The sequence below is a fragment of the Bacteroidota bacterium genome, assembly GCA_016714535.1.
In the GTDB taxonomy this organism is placed as follows: Bacteria; Bacteroidota; Bacteroidia; order AKYH767-A; family OLB10; genus JADKFV01.
On the sequence record JADKDR010000001.1, the window covers coordinates 597,132 to 616,174 of the forward strand.

Here is a 19,043-nt window from a genome sequence, read left to right on the forward strand (position 1 = left end):
AAATTTTTAAATTTACTGAGAACTGTTTTTCATTTTTCCATCTTTGAGTCTTTACTTTTGAAGCTTGTACAACTTACCGACAACAACTATATCAAGAAGTTAATTCCACCAAATTACACCTACCAGTCAGGCAAATTACGGCAAGTAAACCGCGATGGACTAACGCTTGAGCTTGACTTGAGCAAAGTAGTAGATCATCACCTTTTTTGGGAATCGCAATTAATTGAACTTAAATATGTAGTGGAATATATTAAAAGAGCCAGAACCATTCTTGATATTGGTGGCAATATTGGTGGGAGAGCATTGTTGTTTGCTTCTTTAAATCCAAAGGCAAGGGTTGTATCGTTTGAACCTCACCCGGCAAACTTCAAGCGTGCACAACAAAATATTTCGCACAACAACTATGAAATTTATTTAGTCAAATCGGGCCTCGGTGCTAAGAAAGAGCAATTACGCATGTATGAGGTAAATGAAAGCAACCCTGGGATGAACCGTATTATTTCAGGTGAACATAATTATCCTTTTACGATAATTGAAATTGATACCCTCGATAGTTTTTGCAAGCAACTCAACTTAACTGACATTGATTTCGTAAAAATAGATGTTGAAGGATTTGCTTATCAGGTTATGGAAGGCGCAAGTGATATGATTGCCAGGCATAAACCTGTTTTTTTAATTGAACTAGATGATGACGACATGCGCAAGAATAATCATACTGCCCGCCAATTAATTGAGTTACTTGTTAAAGCGGGCTATACGCGCTTTGTACATTCTGATACGTTTGAAATGGTTGACTTAAATAGCGACTTCGAACACTGTCACTTTGATATTATTGCAACTGCATAGCTATTGCTTTTGAAGCAATATTTTTTTTTGCAGCACTCCATTTTTTGTAATCATCAATAGTTTCGGCAGGGTTACCAATATAGGTGGAGTTAGGTGGAGTATTTTTTAGCACCACGGCACCCAGTCCAATCATATTTGCATGGCCCACCTCTACCTGATTTTTACTACTTGCCAAAGGTGCAACCCAAGTGTTGTCTCCAATTTTTACACTACCTGCAATTATTGCATAGGCAAATAAAGGTAATATTACCCGCTATTGATTTACGGTTGCCAATCTGCGTATGCTTTAAGAAACAAGTATTGCGCTGAATAACACAATCGGCCTCAATGATTACACCTGCTTCTATCATCACATTGCAACTTAGACAGTAAGGTTTTGCAACAAGAGCTGTTTCGTCAATGCTATCACTTTTTTCAATTCCGGGAATAGCATAGTCAATACTATTATCACCATAATAGAGGCAAATACCAAACAAGTATTAGTAACAACTAATCTATTCGCCTTTGATTTTCTTCTTTTTGAATTGGTTGCTTAAGACAAAATCTACAAGCCATACACAATTGTTTCGTGTGGCATCGACTTGGTACAAATTGAAAAATGCATTAGAATTTACTTCTTTCCTTCGTTCACCATTTTGGCTATGGGCCCACCACAATCACGATTCGCCATTATCTGTTTGTGGGGTACGCATTAGGTATTATTGATTATTCACACATCAATTTCACGGGTTGGTCTAATGTAGAAAAAAATATTTCATATTGTATAGTATAATTTATTGCACGTAATTTGACCAAGGTGAAGTAAGCACCAATTCTGCTATATGCCCTCAACAAAAAAAGCACTCATTATCAGTTATTATTTCCCTCCCTGCCATGGCTCAGCACCCTGGCGCAGCTACTCCTGGGTTACCTATTTTAAAGAGCTTGGCATATTTCCAACCTTACTTACACGGCATTGGCTAGGCACCGAGCAAAAATGGGCTGACTATATTAACGACATTGATAAGGCAATTGAAATTAATGAAACAACGGATTATAAAACCATTAATGTGCCATCAAAAAAAAGATGGCTATACCGTTTTGTAAATCAACAAAACTTTTTGAGCAAATGTGTGCGACCGGTTTATTTTATTGCTTCAAAACTACTGGGAGTTTTTAGCACCGAAGTGGATGCCTATTATTCGTTTTACAATTATGTGCGAAAATTAGTGTCAACCGAAGAATTCGATTTCATCATTGTAACCGGTCCTCCGCATAATGTTTTCAAATTTATACCCATGCTTCATGAAAATAGCGAAGCAAAAATTATTGCCGACTTTCGTGATGTTTGGGACAATTACATAGGAAGTCCGGCATATAGGCCTACCGTTACAAAAAGAATTTTTAATGCTGTTGACGAATTTTATTTAAAGAAATGGTTACGCCATGCTGATATAGTTACTGTAATTACACCAGCCTTTGTTCCCTTGGTACAAAGCATTTTTAAGGGTCGGGTTGAAGTTAATTTTAATGGTTTCGAAGAAGAGTATCATTTGAATGCGCCTGCCCGCATCAACAACTATAAGTTTACCTTTAGCATGATTGGCAGCCTTTATCCATTGCAAGATACGAGCATATTAATAGCTGGCTTACAGGAATTTATTAAAGACAAATCAGCAGAAACAGTTCAGATAAATATGATTGGGCAAGACAATTCGGATGTGTTTTTAAATACAATGCGCCAAGTAATTCCATCAACCATATTAACTATTAGTGGAAGGGTTCCAAAAAAAGAGGCTACCCATATTACCAGGCAAAGTGATGTTCTTTTTTATCCAGCATGGAAAGGATACTACGGCCAAATTGGTGTAAAACCATTAGACTATCTTGCCTCTGGAAATAACATACTGGTAGCACCAGGAGATAATGACATTTTAGACAAAGTAATACTAGAATGCAAAGCAGGTAAAATAGCAAACTCCGTATCGGAGTTTGTTGAAATAATGAACAACTGGTATTATGAATGGAAACAAAATGGACATTGTACTACGCATCATGATATGACAAAAGTTTATTTTTACTCCCGAAAAAACCAGGCAATTAACATGGCCAAATTATTACAAGGACAACCAGATGCTTAAACGAAAAAAAATAATATACTTTGTTTCGAGTGTAGATTTTAGTTATGGCATAAAATGGCTTGCAGAGTTTATGCCCAGAGAGCGGTATGATGTTACTTTCTTTTTCCTCTTCCATCAAGAACCTCAATTGGTAAATATTTTAAAGGCAGCGAATATTGATACGTATTATATACCTTATCGCAACAAGTATGATCTGTTAACAGTTATTCCAAAAATATTCAGACTACTTCTGAAAATAAAACCGGATGTAGTACATGCACACTTGTTCGATGCATGCATAGCATCGCTCATACCTGCATATCTGCTGCGCGTACCCATGCGCGTGCATACGCGCCATCATAGTATGATTCATCACGACTCATTTCCACATGCCATAAAATATGACAAACTGAACAACTTTCTTTCGCATAAAATAATTGCCATTTCGCAAAATGTATTAAACATACTCATTGAAAAGGAAAAAGTACCGGCATCTAAAGCCACGCTGCTGCATCATGGTTTTAACTTTGACGAAATGCTAAGCTTTAACAAAAACAAAGAATACATTCCTGCCAAATACAATCTTAAGAACAATCATCCTATAATTGGCGTGATCAGCCGCTTTACTGAATTCAAGGGCATACAGTACATCATTCCCGCATTCAAGCAATTGCTTACTCAACACCCTAACACGGTGTTAATTATGGCAAATGCTGTAGGCGACTACAAAACCAACATACTGGAAATGTGTGCCGATATGGATGAAAAAATTATCGTATCATTGAATTTGAAAAAAATGTTTTTGATTTATATGCATGCTTTGATGTTTTTGTACATGTTCCTGTTGATGAATATGTAGAGGCCTTTGGTCAAATTTATATTGAAGCCATGGCCATAGAAATTCCTTCTATCTTTACGTTATCTGGAGTTGCTTCCGAGTATATTCAGAATATGAAAAACGCGCTGGTGGTTGACTTTAAAAACTCCGAACAGATCTATGAAGCAATTATCTACACGCTTTCTCATCCTGATATCATAGATGCAATTGTAAAGCAGGGAAAGAAAGATGTATTTGAAAAATTCGACATTTCGCAAATGATTTTACTTCTTGAAGAAATATATGGAACGTGATATTTTATTTTCAATAATTATACCCACGTATAACCGTGCTGACTTTATAGCCAAAAGCATTGGCAGTGTGCTTGCGCAAACTTACCGTCATTTTGAATTAATAATAATAGACGATGGCAGTACTGATAATACAGCAGATATAGTTGCCCCATATTTGAATGAAACAGTGATGTACAAAAAATTTGCAAATGGGGAACGAGGAGCAGCGCGCAACCGTGGTGTTGAACTTGCCAAAGGCGACTACATTACTTTCTTAGACAGCGATGATTTGTATTACCCCAATTATTTATCGAATGCAAACCAGGTACTCAATGAAATGCAACGGCCACCTTTTTTTCATCAGGGTTATGAAATTAAAAATATCCAAAATGGCAAAATTGAGCTTACCATGGTGGTACCCGACAATCAATGTGAATTGCTGGTTGAAGGCAACCCGTTAAGTTGTATGGGTGTACTTGTAAAGTCAGAAATTATTAAAGCCAACGGCTTTATAGAAGACCGTGAACTTGCCGGCAGCGAAGATTGGGAACTTTGGGTGCGATTGGCTGCCCAATATGGATTGCGTACCTCTCAAACAATTACGGGAGCCTTGCTCATTCATGACAAGCGAAGTGTATTTCATTTTGATGAAAATAAATTACTATCTCGAAAAAATATTTCGCTTCACTCAATTTTGAACAATGCGCATGTGCAATCGCGGTTCAAAGGCAAAGCCAAAAAATTCAATGCCTATTTTGATGCTTATATTGCTATACATCTTGCCATTAGCAATAAGAAAAAAGAAGCACGCAACTACCTGTGGAAAATTATTAAAGAATATCCTGCCTTTGTATTTGATGTGAAATTTTTGGGCTTGCTAAAAAATATTTTTTAGCGGATAAAAAATCTTTTATAAAGCAACTCTCCATCCTCCCTTGAAATTTTTAAGGTATAATACGTACTGGACAAATATCCGTTATGCAACATAATCTTATTATAACCACGCAACACCTGCTTACTCGTTTCAAATACCATGCGCCCTGTATTGTCATAAGCTGTAATTAATAGTTCTTCATTAGCTAAACTATAAATATCAGCATATACATTTGTGTTATCCTGATATACTAAACCTACATTGAATATACCTGTTAGGCTTGTGCATAGTTTATCATTGGCCGGCTCCTCATCCTTGCCTCCATTTACACTAAACACTTCTACACAATAATATTCAGGTAAGAAATTCCCATTAATGACCACCTGATTTTGAAACTGAAATTTATAAAAAGGGTTTACCAAAGCAAGTGGCTCTTTATTATCAGCAATTATTGATGGTAACCCTTCAACATCTAATTTCAATTTATAATTAAGTATTTCAACGTTGCTATTGTTCTTTAACAATGCAGAAAATTTAATTGCATTATCCTTTATCGAAAACTCCAATAATCTAACTGCAATATCAAGATACACATCCACTACACTAAAGAGCGCTGTTGCAGAGTCAATACATCCCGAATCGCTGACTGCTGAAAGCAGAATCTGATAGTTGCCGATAGCGCCATAAGCATGCATGGGATCCTCATCATTCGAATTAGCGGTATTGTCTCCAAAATTCCATGTGTAGAATGTTGCACCAAGGGTTTGATTACTAAAATTAACCAATTGTCCAACGGAGCCTACCGTAGGGAATACTGAAAAATTTACTTGTGGTGCCTGATTGATAAATATATTTTCGACAGTAGAATCGGCACAACCTTTATTGCTTGTTACAGTCAGAGCTACACTATTGTATCCTTGTTGTGGTTGCGCTATATTGCTACTATCACCGCCTGCAATTGCGCCATTCCAATAAAATAAAATCGAACTGTTGCTATCGCTGAAGTAATTACTGGCATCGTAAAGTAACAATGGCTGATTGGTACATGGCTGAGTATATGAAAAATCAGCTTTAGGCTTAGCATTTACAAGCACAGTGTCATTTGCTAATGCCTGGCATCCTTGGGCATCGGTCGTTGTAAGGGTAACCGTATACGTTCCTGGCAATGAATATTGCATGGTAGGATTTGGGAAAGGGCTGGTAGAGTTATTGCCAAACGACCACAAGTAGGATACAATTGGAAATGGGTGATTACTGGTATCGAAACTATTAAATTTTACAGGCTCGAGCTGGCAAATTGAAGGGAATGTAAAGTAAGGCTCTGGCGACTTAAGCACATTAATCTGTGCATAGGCAGTATCCTTGCAATTATTTTTGGTAGTTACTAATAACGATGTGCTATACTGCCCTGGGGCAGTATAGATATGCGTAGCCAATGAATCGGCACTTGTATTTGTATCACCAAAATTCCACAAATAATTTGTAATCGTATCAAATTGTGATGAAGATAAATTATCAAATTGCAGGGAAATTGGTGCATACAGGAGTAGTAAAAGAAAAGTCAGCTACCGGGCGAGGATAAACGAACAAGCTTTTGTATGCAGTATCTGCGCAACCCTTGTCGGTAATTGCTGTAAGGCTTACTGAGTAAATACTAAATGTGGGATAATAAAATAAGGTGTCGTTACTGTTTGCAGTAATACCGCCATAATCAAAAAACCAAAGGTAGCTTGATATGGTATCGTCTTGTGCAAAGGTGGTTTGATTGATAAAGTAAACCGTATCGCCAAGACATCCGTCAGGAGCTGAAAACTGAACATCTGGTTGTGCATTTATGATGATACTTGCAGTAACCGCGCTATCGCAAAAGGTGGGTGTTGCAGCTGTTAACGTAATTGTATACGTTCCGGGTAAGGTGTATGCATAAGACAACGAATCGCTTGAAATGAATGAGTCGCCATTGCCCATATCCCAGCGCACATAGTAAATGCTATCGCTTCCATTACTATATGAGTTATCGTAAAATGTATATGATTGATTCTGACAAAATGTATTGCCTACTATGGATATCACCGGAGTTGGTTTTACAGATAAATGTACGTTTTGCAAGATGGTATCAATGCATGAGTTGCTCCCACTGGCAATCAACATAACCGTATAGTCAGCACCTAAACCTGCGTAAGAATGAAGTGGATTCGTATCCGTACTAAAAAACGTATCACCAAAATCCCAGTAGTAGGTAACATTCAACCCATTGGTATCCGTAGCATTTACAAACTGAACCTGGCCGCCTATGCAGGTATTGGTAGCATTGAAAGCGGCTTGTGGCGCATCAGCTATGGATATCACCTGCGTAATGGAATCCATACAACCAACAGTATTAGTTACCATTAAGGTTATATTATATTGACCACCTGATGTAAACGTATAATTCAATATAGTATCATTGCCAACCTCCACATTGTTTATAAACCAATTATATAATACAATGCTATCATTACCTTGACCGGAAGTGTTTGTGAAAGGTATATTCAAATTCGCGCATTGATTATTAACAAACGTGAAATTAGCAGTTGGCTTTTGTTTTACTTCAATCGTTAACGTATAATAGATGGAATCGCCTCCTGAAGTTAATGCATAATATTGAACCTGAAAAGTGCCACTAGTAGCATAGGTGTGCGTTGGATTAGTTATTAAAGAATCCTCAGCACCATCACCAAAATCCCAATGCCTAAATATAATGGTGTCGAGGCAAATGCTTTCGGTAGCGTTAAATTGAGCAACAAGGCCTTCGCAATTATTCGTTAAAGCAATATTAATCTCCGAATTAGTATTATCAGTATAAAAGGAGTCTACCGTAAGTTGAGGAAGATTAGCAGAGTCTAAATAATTTACTGTGTAATAAATTTTTTGCCCTAAGGTGGTATCAATGCTAAAGCTTGTAAGTGCACTGAAGGAGCCGTGAGGCGTTACTGCGCATGGGTCAGGAAATTTAAACCTGCTTAAGGCCCCGGAAGAATAATGGCTGACAAAAAGTTGTGGCTCGCCAGCTGCATCAATGTAGGACATTCCTATTGGCTGTCCCACTGTTACGCCAAAGTCAGAATCAAACAAAACTGTTTGTATGCTATCCATCGCTTCGGTTAGCTTTAAACCGCGTATGAAGCCGGATGTACCAGTGCAGAACACATACCATCCCTCCCTTGTATGGGCCGAAACTATCGAGAAATCTTGTTCTGCGGTTAAATATATTATTTTTTCAGTTGGGACATTTTCAAAACTATTTCCAAAATCCAACAAAGTCACTTCTTTAGATATTAACTTAACAACTGCTGCCATGTATTTTTGTTTGACACAATCATACATCATGGTAATGTCACTTGGCAGCCCAGGGGAAGGAATAGGTGTAAGTATATCCGGAATACTATCAAACCCGTAGGTAAATTTTAATCGCGAAATGTTACTTATGTTGTAGTTTGCAATAAAGAGATATTCTCCAATAATGTCGATTGCATAAGGGGTAATCTGTCCAGCCAGAATTTCCTTTACTTGCGGATTCACATCTGTTATAGAAGACAATGTTAACCGAAACAACTTTCCCTGAACATTATCGGCTGCAAAAATATAAATCGCATTATCTTTTCTTACAATATCTACCGCCCATAGCTGGGTAGCTCCCATCATTCCAGAGGCAATCAATTTTACTGTGGGAGTATTAGAAAGCGAGTTCCCAAAGTCGATTCGTTGCACCCCATCAATATTTGGCGCTACAGTAAAACCATAATAGTTTCCATCTTCATATATTACCTGTAATTGTCGCGTGGCATTTCCGAAACTTGCGGTCGTACTTATATTTAAGGGCAAACTGTCAAGACCTGCAGGACAAAAGTCCCATGTTACCTGAGTTACATAAGTACTATCGAGCTGAGCCTGATTAATTGATAATGGACAAATAGTATCCTTCACCACGGGGATTGCAATACTGCATTGCGAGTAGAGAGAGGCACTGGAAATGATAAATGAAACGATTGTTAGCGTAATGAATTTCATGAGTATAATAATTCTTATGGTGACGGTCATATCTAACAAGTTCTTTTACAAAATTAGCTAAAATTGCCATGCCAACCATGATACAGCAATAATTATTCCTATCCCATTTAAAGGGAATTAATAGTTTTGCCCCAACACTTCAAACCTTTTGACTTTAAAACGAAACATAGGCTCTGCATTTATTCTGCAAATAGTAACTGCAGCATTTATGTTTCTTTCAACGGTACTTATTGCAAGATACCTTTTGCCTCAAGGACGAGGCATTTACTCCCTCTATTTTAATTCGGTAAATTTTATAGTTTTGCTTATTGGGCTAGGTCTATCGTCAGCCATAACCTTTTACCATGCCTCCGGCAAAATTACTGCACAAGTTGCCTTCTGGGTTTCGCTTATGTTTACCTCAATAAGCGGCTTATTCTTTTTTTTCCTGCTGATGTCAACATCTTCATTCAATTTGTTTTACAAAATGAGCGGCATCGCCTTCACCATGAAAAATGCTGCCATCTTCACCTTGTTTTGTTTCCTACTTCAATTTAGCCAATGCATAATGGCCATATTCAATGCTCGTAAAGAATTTATCACCTCAGGTATAATAGGATTTATTAATCCGGCTGCAGTTACGATAGGCATCGGGTCTCTTTACTTTTTATCGAATAAAGATGTGGCTTTACATTCCCCTATCGTTAACTATGCTCTGCTAATTACCATGGCCGGATACCTTCTACAAGTAACGGTAGCCATATACTTTTTAATTCGAATTAAGGCTGTTACGTTTCGATTTAACCTCAGCCAATTAAATGTAAAAGAATTGCTGTTTTATTCCACACTTGCTTATTTTAGTAATATAATCCAGTATCTGAGTTATCGATCTGATTATTGGTTTATCGATCATTATCATGACAAGGCCCCATTGGGTATATATTCTATAGCCGTTATGATTGGCTCAATTATCTGGATGCTACCCTCTGCTATAGCTACCGTTTTGCTTTCGCATACTTCGGCCAATCAAGCAAATAATGCTGCACAAACAGCAACACTTTGCCGTATTACATTTTTTATAAGTCTGGTGTCGGGCATAGTGCTTTATGCTCTATTTGGCGTTACTACTAATTTTATTTTTGGAAGTGAATATGCGCAAGCTTCTTACTTGCTGTTGTTACTTTTGCCTGGTATTATTTTATTTTCTCTTACAAAGGTATTGGGAGGTTACTTTGCCGGAGCTAACAAAATAAAAATTAATTTGACCATTACCATTATAAGCGCTATCGTAAATATGGGTTTCAATTTTTTGCTTATACCCGCCCAAAGCAGCGAGGGGGCGGCAATCAGCTCATCTATTAGCTATACATTAAGCACCCTGTTAAGTTTGATAATCTTTGCACGAATTCATAAAATATCTATTAACAGACTTCTCTTCATTTCAAAAGAAGATGTATTACTAATAAAACAAACTGTAAATGGTTAATAGCGTAGTTTTTTGGTAATAAATTTGAATAATCATGGCACTGCCTCCTCTTTAAATTCAATTCAAACACAACGAAAACATCATCAATTATTTTTACTACTACATGCATATTAAAGTGATTGTAACTACGATGTTGAGAACTAATTGGTTTAATCTAGTTTGCTTTTCAACGCTACATTTCAGCTATACAATGCTTAACTATATTAATACTGCCTAAAATTTTCCTTCAGCTAACATTGCAATAAAAATATCACTACTTTAGAAAATGCAGCGGACTCTATCTGCCTGCTTAATGATATACTATCAAAGATCAAAACGGAATAAAACACAAATTCAACAGATTACTTTTTACTCTAATTTATTTGTAAGCAATAGGAATAAACTTTTAAATATATTTGCTTCTAATTGATAGATTATATTGCTATTTCAAGATTGAATTAAAAACAAAACAAGAAATGAATACTGAAAACGAAATCAAATATCTTTTTAGCGACTTTACTACGAATGAATTCCGCAAATTAATTCAAGCTCTAAAGGCTAAATCATATACGTTCAGGGGATTTGCCGATTTTGCAAAAACCGAACAATTTGTTTTGTGGAGACACGATATCGACTTTTCGCCTCAGCGCGCTTTGGCTTGTGCTAAAATTGAAAATAGCGAAGGCGTAAAGGGAACATATTTTTTGCATTTGCACAGCGAATATTATAATCTTCTGGAGAAAAATGTATTTAATATTATAAAAGAAATAATTGAACTTGGACATGATATAGGTGTGCATTTTGATACCCACTTTTACAATATTAAATCTGAAGCAGAAATTATTGAGCATTTAGGCAAGGAGCGAGACTTTTTGAACTATTTATATAACGTTGATATAAAAACTTTTTCATTTCACAATACAAATGCATTTATACTTACTTGCAACAAATGGGAATATGCGGGGTTAATAAACACCTATGCTTCTTATTTTAAAGAAGAATTAAAATATTGCAGCGACAGCAATGGATATTGGAGATACCAAAGAATGAAAGACGTTATAAACGAAGAAAGAGGAAGCTTGCACTTACTCACACATTGCGAATGGTGGACGGATGAAGTCATGAGCCCTTGGCAAAAAATACAACGAGCTATAAATGGGCGGGCAAACTTTGCCAAGCAGCACTATTTAGAGTTTTTAAAAGAAAGTAAAATGCTTAACATTGATTATAAATGAAAAGATACACAATAACTGATTTGCAAAAATAATTGGAAGCCATAAAGTTTATGGTGATACTAATGATATTTTAATTACTAACGTGCAACCTCTTGAGAATGCGAATGCGCATTCCCTTGTATGGATTTCACCAACTAAACCAGACAAACTAGAGATTATTGCAACTACCTTAGCAAGTGTTATTATTTGTGACGAGTCACTGGACTTTGAAAAAATAAAAACGACAAACAAATGCTTTATAGTTGTTGAAAATCCTAAGTTAGTTTTTTTAAGAATAGTTTCCGCATATTTTATTGACAAAATAGAAAGAAGCATACATCCAACATCCACTTTACATAGTGAGGCAATAACAGGAAGCAACATACATATAGGGCCTAATTGTTATATAGGCAAATGTACATTAGGTGACAATGTAACAATTATGGGAAATAATTTTTTGTATGACAATGTCATCATTGGTAATAATGTAACAATTAATGCTGGAAGCGTTATTGGGGCAGATGGTTTTGGTTATGCTAAAAATGATGAAGGTCAATTTGAAAAATTCCCCCATATTGGAGGCGTGGTTATTGAAGACAATGTAGAGATTGGGGCAAATACCTGTATAGATAAAGGAACGCTAGGCAATACGATTATAAAACGAGGGGCAAAAATTGATAACCTGGTTCATATAGCTCATAATGTAACGGTTGGCGAAAACAGTATGATCATAGCCCTGGCAATGATTGGCGGCAGCACCATCATTGGCGATAATGTTTGGGTTGCACCATCATCATCACTGAGAGATAGAATTGAGATTGGTAAAAATGCTGTTATTGGGATGGGTGCTGTTATAACCAAATCTGTGCCAGAAAAAGAAGTATGGTTAGGCAACCCTGGAAAAAACAAAAACTTGTTATAACCACACAGAAATCACTCATTATAATCTTTACAACAATATTTAAGGCCAATGCGTAAATGGCATGCCACTGTAATGATGCCGATTGTAAGCTTTAGCATCAATTGGCTATAAGGATAGCTAAAGCAAGTCGATGGCATTGAAAATATTATCGGGAGTAGAATGAATATGATGAACCTTAAAAAACACCATGTACATAGTGTGCAAAAATCACCCTTCTATTATCATTCGCTGGCTGTTCAGCATGTTGCGTTCTAAGTTATCTCTAGGTTAGTTGTATTGAACTCAATTGTTCTTTTCTTGATTCATGAGCTGCTGATACTTCACCAATTTTTTGTGACTTATTTTTTCTTTGCCTAACCCAAATATTAGTTTGTCTAACTATTTATATTAATAAGCAATCCCTACGTTTCAGTTTCTGTTTGCTACTGAGTGAAGATTTAATATGAAGGAATTGAATAAGCGCAATGGCTAATTTTTTGCCTTCTGCTTATATCTCACTTGCGACTAAACTGAAAATCTTCTCCCCTGAGTTCGCCTTTAACTTCGCCTTCTATGCGAGCGTTTACAATTTTCTTATCAGTAAAGGAATAAATTATTCGCTGCGGAAAATCGTGATTCTTATTTTCGAATGTATACGTATTGCTTTCAGCACTTATCAGTTTATACAACACTTCCTTCCCTTCGTTTTGATCAGTAACGGTTGGTGCATAATACCAAACACCTTTTACTTTTTTAACCAAAACATTTTCCAGAAAAGTGGTGTCGCCATTTGCCGATATAATGACAGATTGCCCATGCGAGGTAGTATCATTAATTTTTGTCCAAAGTTCTTGCATGGCGCCTCCCTCAGCATTTGAGACGAAAACGCCATCAAAATTGTCGATTTTAAAATCCTGAGCATGACCAAGCATGGTCATACTTAAAAACATTGCAGCTAAAAATAATTTCATTGTTGATTGGTTTTAGCGTTAAAACATGCAGCCATTTTACTACGAAAATCTTGTTTGAATTGCGCTCGCTCTTCGGTGCTCATTTGCTCCATTCGGTCTTTGTAATTAGCCCTCCATATATGACGCGAATTATCGTTCTTTGTTTTGAAAAAGCCATAAAAGCCTCCAAACAAAAATTTGCTAAGCAACATGAGCCCACAAGCCTGCCAGAAGGTAATTAGTGGCAACTTGAACAGCGATGGCAACAGCAAGTTCCATAGTAATTGAATGGCTAGCGCATACAGTGCAATACCGGCTATTATAAGAAAGGTTATTTTTAAAATTTTAAAACTACGCATTGGTTTACATATTAATCAGTTTAATTATTATTCGGGTTACTCGCCAAGTTCAGAATAGAATTGTTTTAAACGTTGGCGCAGGTGCAACACCGCATATCGCTTTCGCGATAGCAGGGTATTGAGCGTTGTACCGGTAGCCTCAGCAATTTTAACAAAGGGTATTCCATCTATTTCATTTGCCACAAAAACATCGCGTTGTTCGGCAGGCAATTCGGCAAGGGCATCTTCAAATGCATCCATAAACAGGTCATTCAACAAACGCTTATCAGCACTACCATGATAGTCTCGCACAAGTTCGGCAATATTTAAGGTCTCGCCATCATCATCGCTCAGGTGAGCGCTGATGTCTTCGAGCAAGGTGGTTTTCTTTTTGCGATATCGATCAATAATTTTATTTCGTGCCACGCTGTATAGCCAGGAAGCTGCTCGTTCTATGGGTTTCATAAGGCGTGTTACTTCGATGAACTCATAAAATACATCCTGCACAATATCTTCGGCATCCTCGTCACTAGGCACGCGCTTGCGGATAAAATCGCGTAATCGCTTTCCTTCCGCAGCCACTATGCGGCCAATAAAGTCATTTTGCGATTGCGCCATATTCGATTGATTGGGTAGTGCAACAGTAGTCATATTGTGTTAATCGCAATGCTAGAACAAATATTTTATTTTTTTTATTTTTTCTGTTACGAAATCTCAAGCGCTTGATTTTTCCTTCTCAAACTAATAAATATCCTTTGTACCAAGAATTTAACAATAATGTAAATCTGCCATAATAAAAAATTATTTTACTTGCGTATCCCTAAACGTATTCATCAAATACGTTCTTTAGAAGCTACCTATTAAAATTGTTCTAAATAAAATAAACGCTAAAACTTTTAATTAAAATGGATGGAAATTCTAATTCACTCAACTGGTTCGAAATCTCAGTAACAGATATCAACCGCGCAAAAACTTTCTATGAGCATGTATTCGGCATCGAAATGCAAGTCATGGAAATGATGGGCATGCACATGGCTTTCTTTCCATGGACACCGGGAAATGGTAAAGCAACCGGTGCCCTGGTTCAAGGCGAAATGCATAAGCCAAGCATGGATGGCGCAAAAATTTATCTGAATGCCGATCCCGATTTGACTGATGCGCTTGGCCGGGTAGAAGAAGCAGGAGGACAAATCATGATGCCAAAAACACAAATTGACGAGTTTGGTTTCATGGCATTTTTTGTTGACTCCGAAGGCAACGCGGTGGCTTTGCATAGCAACAGATAATCGGCCACTTGACTTCACCAACAACAAACGTGGCGTTCTTATACAGGGCTCCACGTTTTTTTTTTGAAACAATATCCTGAAAAAGTTTTTGTCTATTCTTTTGTAAAAGAAACTACAAACTACCTGCCTGTACCGCCAGCCGAACACTGCCATGCTTGAGCAATAGCGCTTGTGCCTTGTCCATTTCAATATTCAAAGCTTCGGCAACCATGCGCGCGCCACGCTCTATCAACTTATTGTTGGTTAATTGCATGTCCACCATTTTATTTCCCTTTACATGACCCAACTTAATCATGACCGAAGTGCTAAGCATATTCAACAATAATTTTTGTGCAGTACCTGCCTTCATTCTTGTGCTGCCTGTTACATACTCGGGCCCTACAATACACTCTATGGGATAATGGGCTGCCTTGCTTACCGGAGTTTCTGCATTACAAGTAATGCAAGCGGTGGTAATACCATGCTGTTGTGCTTGCAGCAATGCACCTATCACATACGGAGTTGTTCCTGATGCAGCTATGCCTAACACCACATCCGTATCGGTAATAGTATACGCTTGCAAGTCGTTCCAACCTTGCATTGCATCATCTTCGGCAAACTCTACCGCTTTGCGCATAGCGCCATCTCCTCCGGCCATTATACCCACTACCCTGCCGTGTGCTATGCCATAGGTTGGCGGACATTCGCTGGCATCAACAATCCCGAGCCTGCCGCTAGTACCGGCTCCCAGATAGAACAATCGTCCTCCCTGTTGCATCTTAGATGCAACAACATCAACCAGAGCAATAAGTTGTGGAATGCACTTTTCTACTGCCAAGGGCACTGTTTTATCTTCGTGGTTTATACCTCGCAACAACTCTTCGGTGCTGAGCAATTCGAGTAAATCGTATTTGGAATTTGATTCGGTTGTTTTCATGCTTTGCAAAATAAACTAAAATCATTTGCCCGACAAGGCTTCTAAATACCTTTGCATATGGCATTTGCAATAAGCAAATCGCGCTCGCGTGTTATTTTAAAATTATCCGCTTCACCATGTACCATAAAGTTAGTATAACCTACCGCTTCCATCATAGAGGCCTCATCGGTAAATTTGCGGTATTCCACTTTATTAAATGCAGCCATTAACTCGCTTGCAGGATAGCATTGTGGTGTTTGCACCAGAAAATACTCATCACGATTAACGGCTTTGTTTTTTCTGGAGGTAATATTCCTGATAGAATCGGCAACCGGAATAATGGGAATAGCACTTCCGTTAACCTGACAGGCATCGTAGCAATGATTAATAAGTTTTTCTGAAACAAGCGGACGGGCAGCGTCATGAACCGCCACGATACCATCCATACTTTGAACAGCCCTTAGGCCATTAAGAACCGATTGCGCACGCACATCGCCTCCATTGATTAAAGCATGAGGTACAGTCAGATTGTACTTGGATATTAATTCATTCCAATAGTTGAGATATTGGGCATTCATTACCAAAATAATTTCGGCACTGCAAGCTGCAAATCTTTCGATACTGTAAAATAAAATAGGCTTAAAATTAAGCAACAGAAACTGCTTGGGAATATCGCTATTGAGGCGACTACCGCTTCCACCGGCAACTATAATGGCTGTGCGTTTCAAATTAGTTAGTCAACTATATATTTTTTAGAGAAGACCCCATCCATAATTCTAATAACTGATGATGTTGAATCAGACTTGCGCATACTTAACCTAAAAATGAATCCCAAATTAAATAAGGTTATGATGTGCAAGTAATTCAGTTTTTCCAAAAAATTATATAATCAGCATGGCATCGCCATAGCTGTAAAAGCGGTACTTCTCCTTTACGGCTATGCGGTATGCATTCATAATATTTTCGTAACCGCCAAATGCGCATGTCATCATAAGCAAAGTTGACTCCGGCATATGAAAATTGGTAACCATACAATTGGCTATGCTGAAATCGTATGGTGGGAAAATAAATTTATTAGTCCAACCAGAAAGCGGTTTCATCTCGCCTGTAGTGGCCACCGATGATTCGGCACAACGCATGGTAGTAGTACCTACGGCACACACTTTCTTTTTATTTGCCTTGGCACGATTCACAATTTCGCAAGCTTCGCTTGTTATTTCAAATTGCTCGCTATCCATTTTATGTTTGGTAAGATCTTCTACCTCTACCGGGCGAAAAGTACCCAAACCTACATGCAGCGTTACTTCGGAAAACTCAACGCCTTTGATTTCGAGGCGCTTCATTAACTCACGACTAAAATGCAAGCCGGCAGTAGGAGCGGCAACAGCACCCTCATTTTTTGCATACACGGTTTGATAACGTTGTTCATCATCTGGTTCAGCCTGGCGCTTAATGTATTTGGGAAGAGGCGTATGCCCAAGGGTCTTAATCAGGTTTTTAAATTCCTCATGGGTGCCATCATATAAAAATCGTAGCGTACGGCCACGGCTTGTTGTATTATCTATTACTTCGGCTACCAATGTCTCGTTATCGCCAAAGTATAATTTATTTCCGATACGGATTTTGCGGGCCGGGTCCACCAGTACATCCCATAATTTGCTGTCCTGATTTAACTCACGAAGCAAAAAAACTTCAATCTTGGCTCCGGTTTTTTCCTTATTTCCAAATAACCTTGCCGGAAATACACGTGTATTGTTGAGCAACATCACATCCTTATCATCAAAGTAGTCTATAATGTCTTTAAACACCTTGTGCTCAATCTTGCCGGTATCTTTGTGAACAACCATCAAGCGCGATTCATCGCGATTCTTGGATGGGTAATTGGCTAACAGGTTTTCATTAAAGTTAAACTTAAACTGCGAAAGTTTCATTTTATAAAAAATTAAAATTTAGTTCTTTAGAATATTAAGCGGGAACTGTGGTAACAAACACCTACAGGTCATTTGATTTTCAATTTTGTATAAAAATCGGATGCAGCTTAATTTTTTTGCGGGTGCGAATATAGTATCAAAATCTCCGAATGGTACAAGAAACCCAAAATAATTTATCGTTAAGGAATACATTTAGATGCATTATCCCCTGTTTAGAGCCCTTGCGATTATCGAGTAGTGCTCGTCATTTAAAGTAAGATAACTATTAATCTTTGCTAAATGGTACTCCACTTTCTATAATCTTTCTATTTTCGCAGCCTTCAATTATTGAATGAGCGAACGGCTGGTTATAATCCCTACCTACAACGAAATCGAAAATGTGGAAAACATTATTCGCGCAGTGATTACATTACCTATCCCTTTTGATGTGCTCATTATAGATGATAACTCGCGTGATGGCACCGCAGCAAAGGTCAAAGAGCTTATGCGTGAATACGATGGTCGCTTATTTATTCACGAACGCGAAGGAAAGTTGGGCTTGGGCACAGCTTATATTGCAGGCTTTAAGTGGGCCTTGCAACGTGCTTATCAATATATATTCGAAATGGATGCCGACTTTTCACATAACCCCAACGACCTCATACCATTATTTGAGGCATGTAACATTGGAGGTGCACATTTGTCTATTGGTTCGCGCTATAGCCAGGGCGTTACTGTAGTTAACTGGCCCATAGGAAGAGTGATTATGTCCTACTATGCATCGGTATATGTGCGCATGGTGCTTGGCATTAATATACATGATACCACGGCAGGATTTAAGTGTTACAAACGCATTGTGCTTGAAACCATTGACCTTGACCGGATAAAATTTACGGGATATGCTTTCCAGATAGAAATGAAATTTACCGCGTTTAAGCACGGATTTAAATTAACTGAAGTGCCTATTATTTTTATGGATAGAAAACTTGGAAAATCTAAAATGAGCAGCGGTATTTTTAGTGAAGCTTTTTTTGGAGTGCTTGAATTGCGCTGGAAAAGTATTTTCAGAAAGTATAAACGATTTGATTCCTAAATGCTGTTTTTAGATTTAACTTTCGCTGTATGT

At 37.7% G+C, this 19,043-nt stretch carries 20 protein-coding genes; 10 read left to right on the forward strand and 10 right to left on the reverse strand.

From position 1 onward, the window contains the following. Window positions 1–57: 57 nt before the first annotated feature. Entirely contained in the window at window positions 58–846 is a 789-nt protein-coding gene (locus IPO27_02440; GenBank protein MBK8845461.1) for an FkbM family methyltransferase, read from the forward strand. On the opposite strand, the gene IPO27_02445 is transcribed toward IPO27_02440, so the two are convergent. Continuing rightward, window positions 830–1,021, reverse strand: a complete 192-nt coding sequence (locus IPO27_02445) for a hypothetical protein (protein MBK8845462.1) — start codon at window positions 1,019–1,021, stop codon at window positions 830–832. The two genes, IPO27_02440 and IPO27_02445, sit on opposite strands and share 17 nt — an antisense overlap. A 34-nt stretch (window positions 1,022–1,055) precedes the next feature. Then, window positions 1,056–1,322: a hypothetical protein gene (locus IPO27_02450; protein MBK8845463.1), complete on the reverse strand. Its 267-nt coding sequence runs from the start codon at window positions 1,320–1,322 to the stop codon at window positions 1,056–1,058. Between the two features lie 345 nt (window positions 1,323–1,667). On the opposite strand from IPO27_02450, the gene IPO27_02455 reads away from it, so the two are divergent. The 4 genes from IPO27_02455 to IPO27_02470 are packed head-to-tail and all read left to right on the forward strand — an operon-like array spanning window position 1,668 to window position 4,950. Continuing rightward, window positions 1,668–2,966 (forward strand): hypothetical protein, encoded by a 1,299-nt coding sequence (locus IPO27_02455; protein ID MBK8845464.1) that lies wholly within the window; start codon window positions 1,668–1,670, stop codon window positions 2,964–2,966. After that, on the forward strand, window positions 2,959–3,804 hold the full coding sequence (locus IPO27_02460) for a glycosyltransferase (protein ID MBK8845465.1): 846 nt from the start codon (window positions 2,959–2,961) through the stop codon (window positions 3,802–3,804). The genes IPO27_02455 and IPO27_02460 overlap by 8 nt, the downstream gene beginning before the upstream one ends. Then, window positions 3,723–4,076: a glycosyltransferase family 4 protein gene (locus IPO27_02465; GenBank protein ID MBK8845466.1), complete on the forward strand. Its 354-nt coding sequence runs from the start codon at window positions 3,723–3,725 to the stop codon at window positions 4,074–4,076. The genes IPO27_02460 and IPO27_02465 overlap by 82 nt, the downstream gene beginning before the upstream one ends. Then, complete coding sequence (locus IPO27_02470; protein MBK8845467.1) at window positions 4,066–4,950, forward strand: glycosyltransferase family 2 protein; 885 nt, start codon at window positions 4,066–4,068, stop codon at window positions 4,948–4,950. Before IPO27_02465 ends, IPO27_02470 begins: the two co-directional genes overlap by 11 nt. Here IPO27_02470 and IPO27_02475 read toward each other — a convergent pair. Both IPO27_02475 and IPO27_02480 read right to left on the reverse strand, forming a co-directional pair. After that, window positions 4,947–6,404 (reverse strand): PKD domain-containing protein, encoded by a 1,458-nt coding sequence (locus IPO27_02475; protein MBK8845468.1) that lies wholly within the window; start codon window positions 6,402–6,404, stop codon window positions 4,947–4,949. The two genes, IPO27_02470 and IPO27_02475, sit on opposite strands and share 4 nt — an antisense overlap. Before the next feature lie 40 nt (window positions 6,405–6,444). Further along, on the reverse strand, window positions 6,445–9,009 hold the full coding sequence (locus IPO27_02480) for a PKD domain-containing protein (protein MBK8845469.1): 2,565 nt from the start codon (window positions 9,007–9,009) through the stop codon (window positions 6,445–6,447). Between the two features lie 118 nt (window positions 9,010–9,127). Between IPO27_02480 and IPO27_02485 the strand changes: the two genes are divergently transcribed. The 3 genes from IPO27_02485 (at window position 9,128) to IPO27_02495 (ending at window position 12,559) form a co-directional block, all read left to right on the forward strand. Next, window positions 9,128–10,444, forward strand: a complete 1,317-nt coding sequence (locus IPO27_02485) for a polysaccharide biosynthesis C-terminal domain-containing protein (protein MBK8845470.1) — start codon at window positions 9,128–9,130, stop codon at window positions 10,442–10,444. A gap of 455 nt (window positions 10,445–10,899) precedes the next feature. After that, the gene (locus IPO27_02490; protein MBK8845471.1) at window positions 10,900–11,658 is read left to right on the forward strand and encodes a hypothetical protein; all 759 of its coding nucleotides are present in this window, start codon (window positions 10,900–10,902) and stop codon (window positions 11,656–11,658) included. A gap of 82 nt (window positions 11,659–11,740) precedes the next feature. Next, window positions 11,741–12,559: a UDP-3-O-(3-hydroxymyristoyl)glucosamine N-acyltransferase gene (locus tag IPO27_02495; protein ID MBK8845472.1), complete on the forward strand. Its 819-nt coding sequence runs from the start codon at window positions 11,741–11,743 to the stop codon at window positions 12,557–12,559. A gap of 494 nt (window positions 12,560–13,053) precedes the next feature. On the opposite strand, the gene IPO27_02500 is transcribed toward IPO27_02495, so the two are convergent. Genes IPO27_02500 through IPO27_02510 form a run of 3 tightly spaced genes read right to left on the reverse strand, consistent with a single transcriptional unit; the run spans window position 13,054 to window position 14,444 of the window. Beyond that, window positions 13,054–13,509 carry a hypothetical protein gene (locus IPO27_02500; protein ID MBK8845473.1) on the reverse strand — a complete coding sequence of 152 codons (456 nt, stop codon included), beginning with the start codon at window positions 13,507–13,509 and terminating at the stop codon, window positions 13,054–13,056. Next, a complete protein-coding gene (locus IPO27_02505) occupies window positions 13,506–13,847 on the reverse strand; it encodes a hypothetical protein (protein MBK8845474.1) in 342 nt (113 codons plus the stop codon). The genes IPO27_02500 and IPO27_02505 overlap by 4 nt, the downstream gene beginning before the upstream one ends. 36 nt (window positions 13,848–13,883) lie before the next feature. Then, window positions 13,884–14,444, reverse strand: coding sequence for a sigma-70 family RNA polymerase sigma factor (locus tag IPO27_02510; protein MBK8845475.1), 561 nt, complete (start codon window positions 14,442–14,444; stop codon window positions 13,884–13,886). A 287-nt stretch (window positions 14,445–14,731) separates the two neighbouring features. Between IPO27_02510 and IPO27_02515 the strand changes: the two genes are divergently transcribed. Next, entirely contained in the window at window positions 14,732–15,112 is a 381-nt protein-coding gene (locus IPO27_02515; protein ID MBK8845476.1) for a VOC family protein, read from the forward strand. A 112-nt stretch (window positions 15,113–15,224) separates the two neighbouring features. Here the strand turns inward: IPO27_02515 and murQ are convergent, their stop codons facing one another. From murQ to queA, 3 genes are all read right to left on the reverse strand, one after another. Next, a complete protein-coding gene (murQ, locus tag IPO27_02520; GenBank protein ID MBK8845477.1) occupies window positions 15,225–16,028 on the reverse strand; it encodes an N-acetylmuramic acid 6-phosphate etherase in 804 nt (267 codons plus the stop codon). Between the two features lie 41 nt (window positions 16,029–16,069). After that, window positions 16,070–16,735, reverse strand: coding sequence for a 2-C-methyl-D-erythritol 4-phosphate cytidylyltransferase (gene ispD / locus IPO27_02525; protein MBK8845478.1), 666 nt, complete (start codon window positions 16,733–16,735; stop codon window positions 16,070–16,072). 153 nt (window positions 16,736–16,888) lie between these two features. Beyond that, the gene (queA, locus tag IPO27_02530; protein ID MBK8845479.1) at window positions 16,889–17,938 is read right to left on the reverse strand and encodes a tRNA preQ1(34) S-adenosylmethionine ribosyltransferase-isomerase QueA; all 1,050 of its coding nucleotides are present in this window, start codon (window positions 17,936–17,938) and stop codon (window positions 16,889–16,891) included. 331 nt (window positions 17,939–18,269) lie between these two features. On the opposite strand from queA, the gene IPO27_02535 reads away from it, so the two are divergent. Continuing rightward, on the forward strand, window positions 18,270–19,010 hold the full coding sequence (locus IPO27_02535) for a polyprenol monophosphomannose synthase (GenBank protein MBK8845480.1): 741 nt from the start codon (window positions 18,270–18,272) through the stop codon (window positions 19,008–19,010). Window positions 19,011–19,043 lie beyond the last annotated feature (33 nt).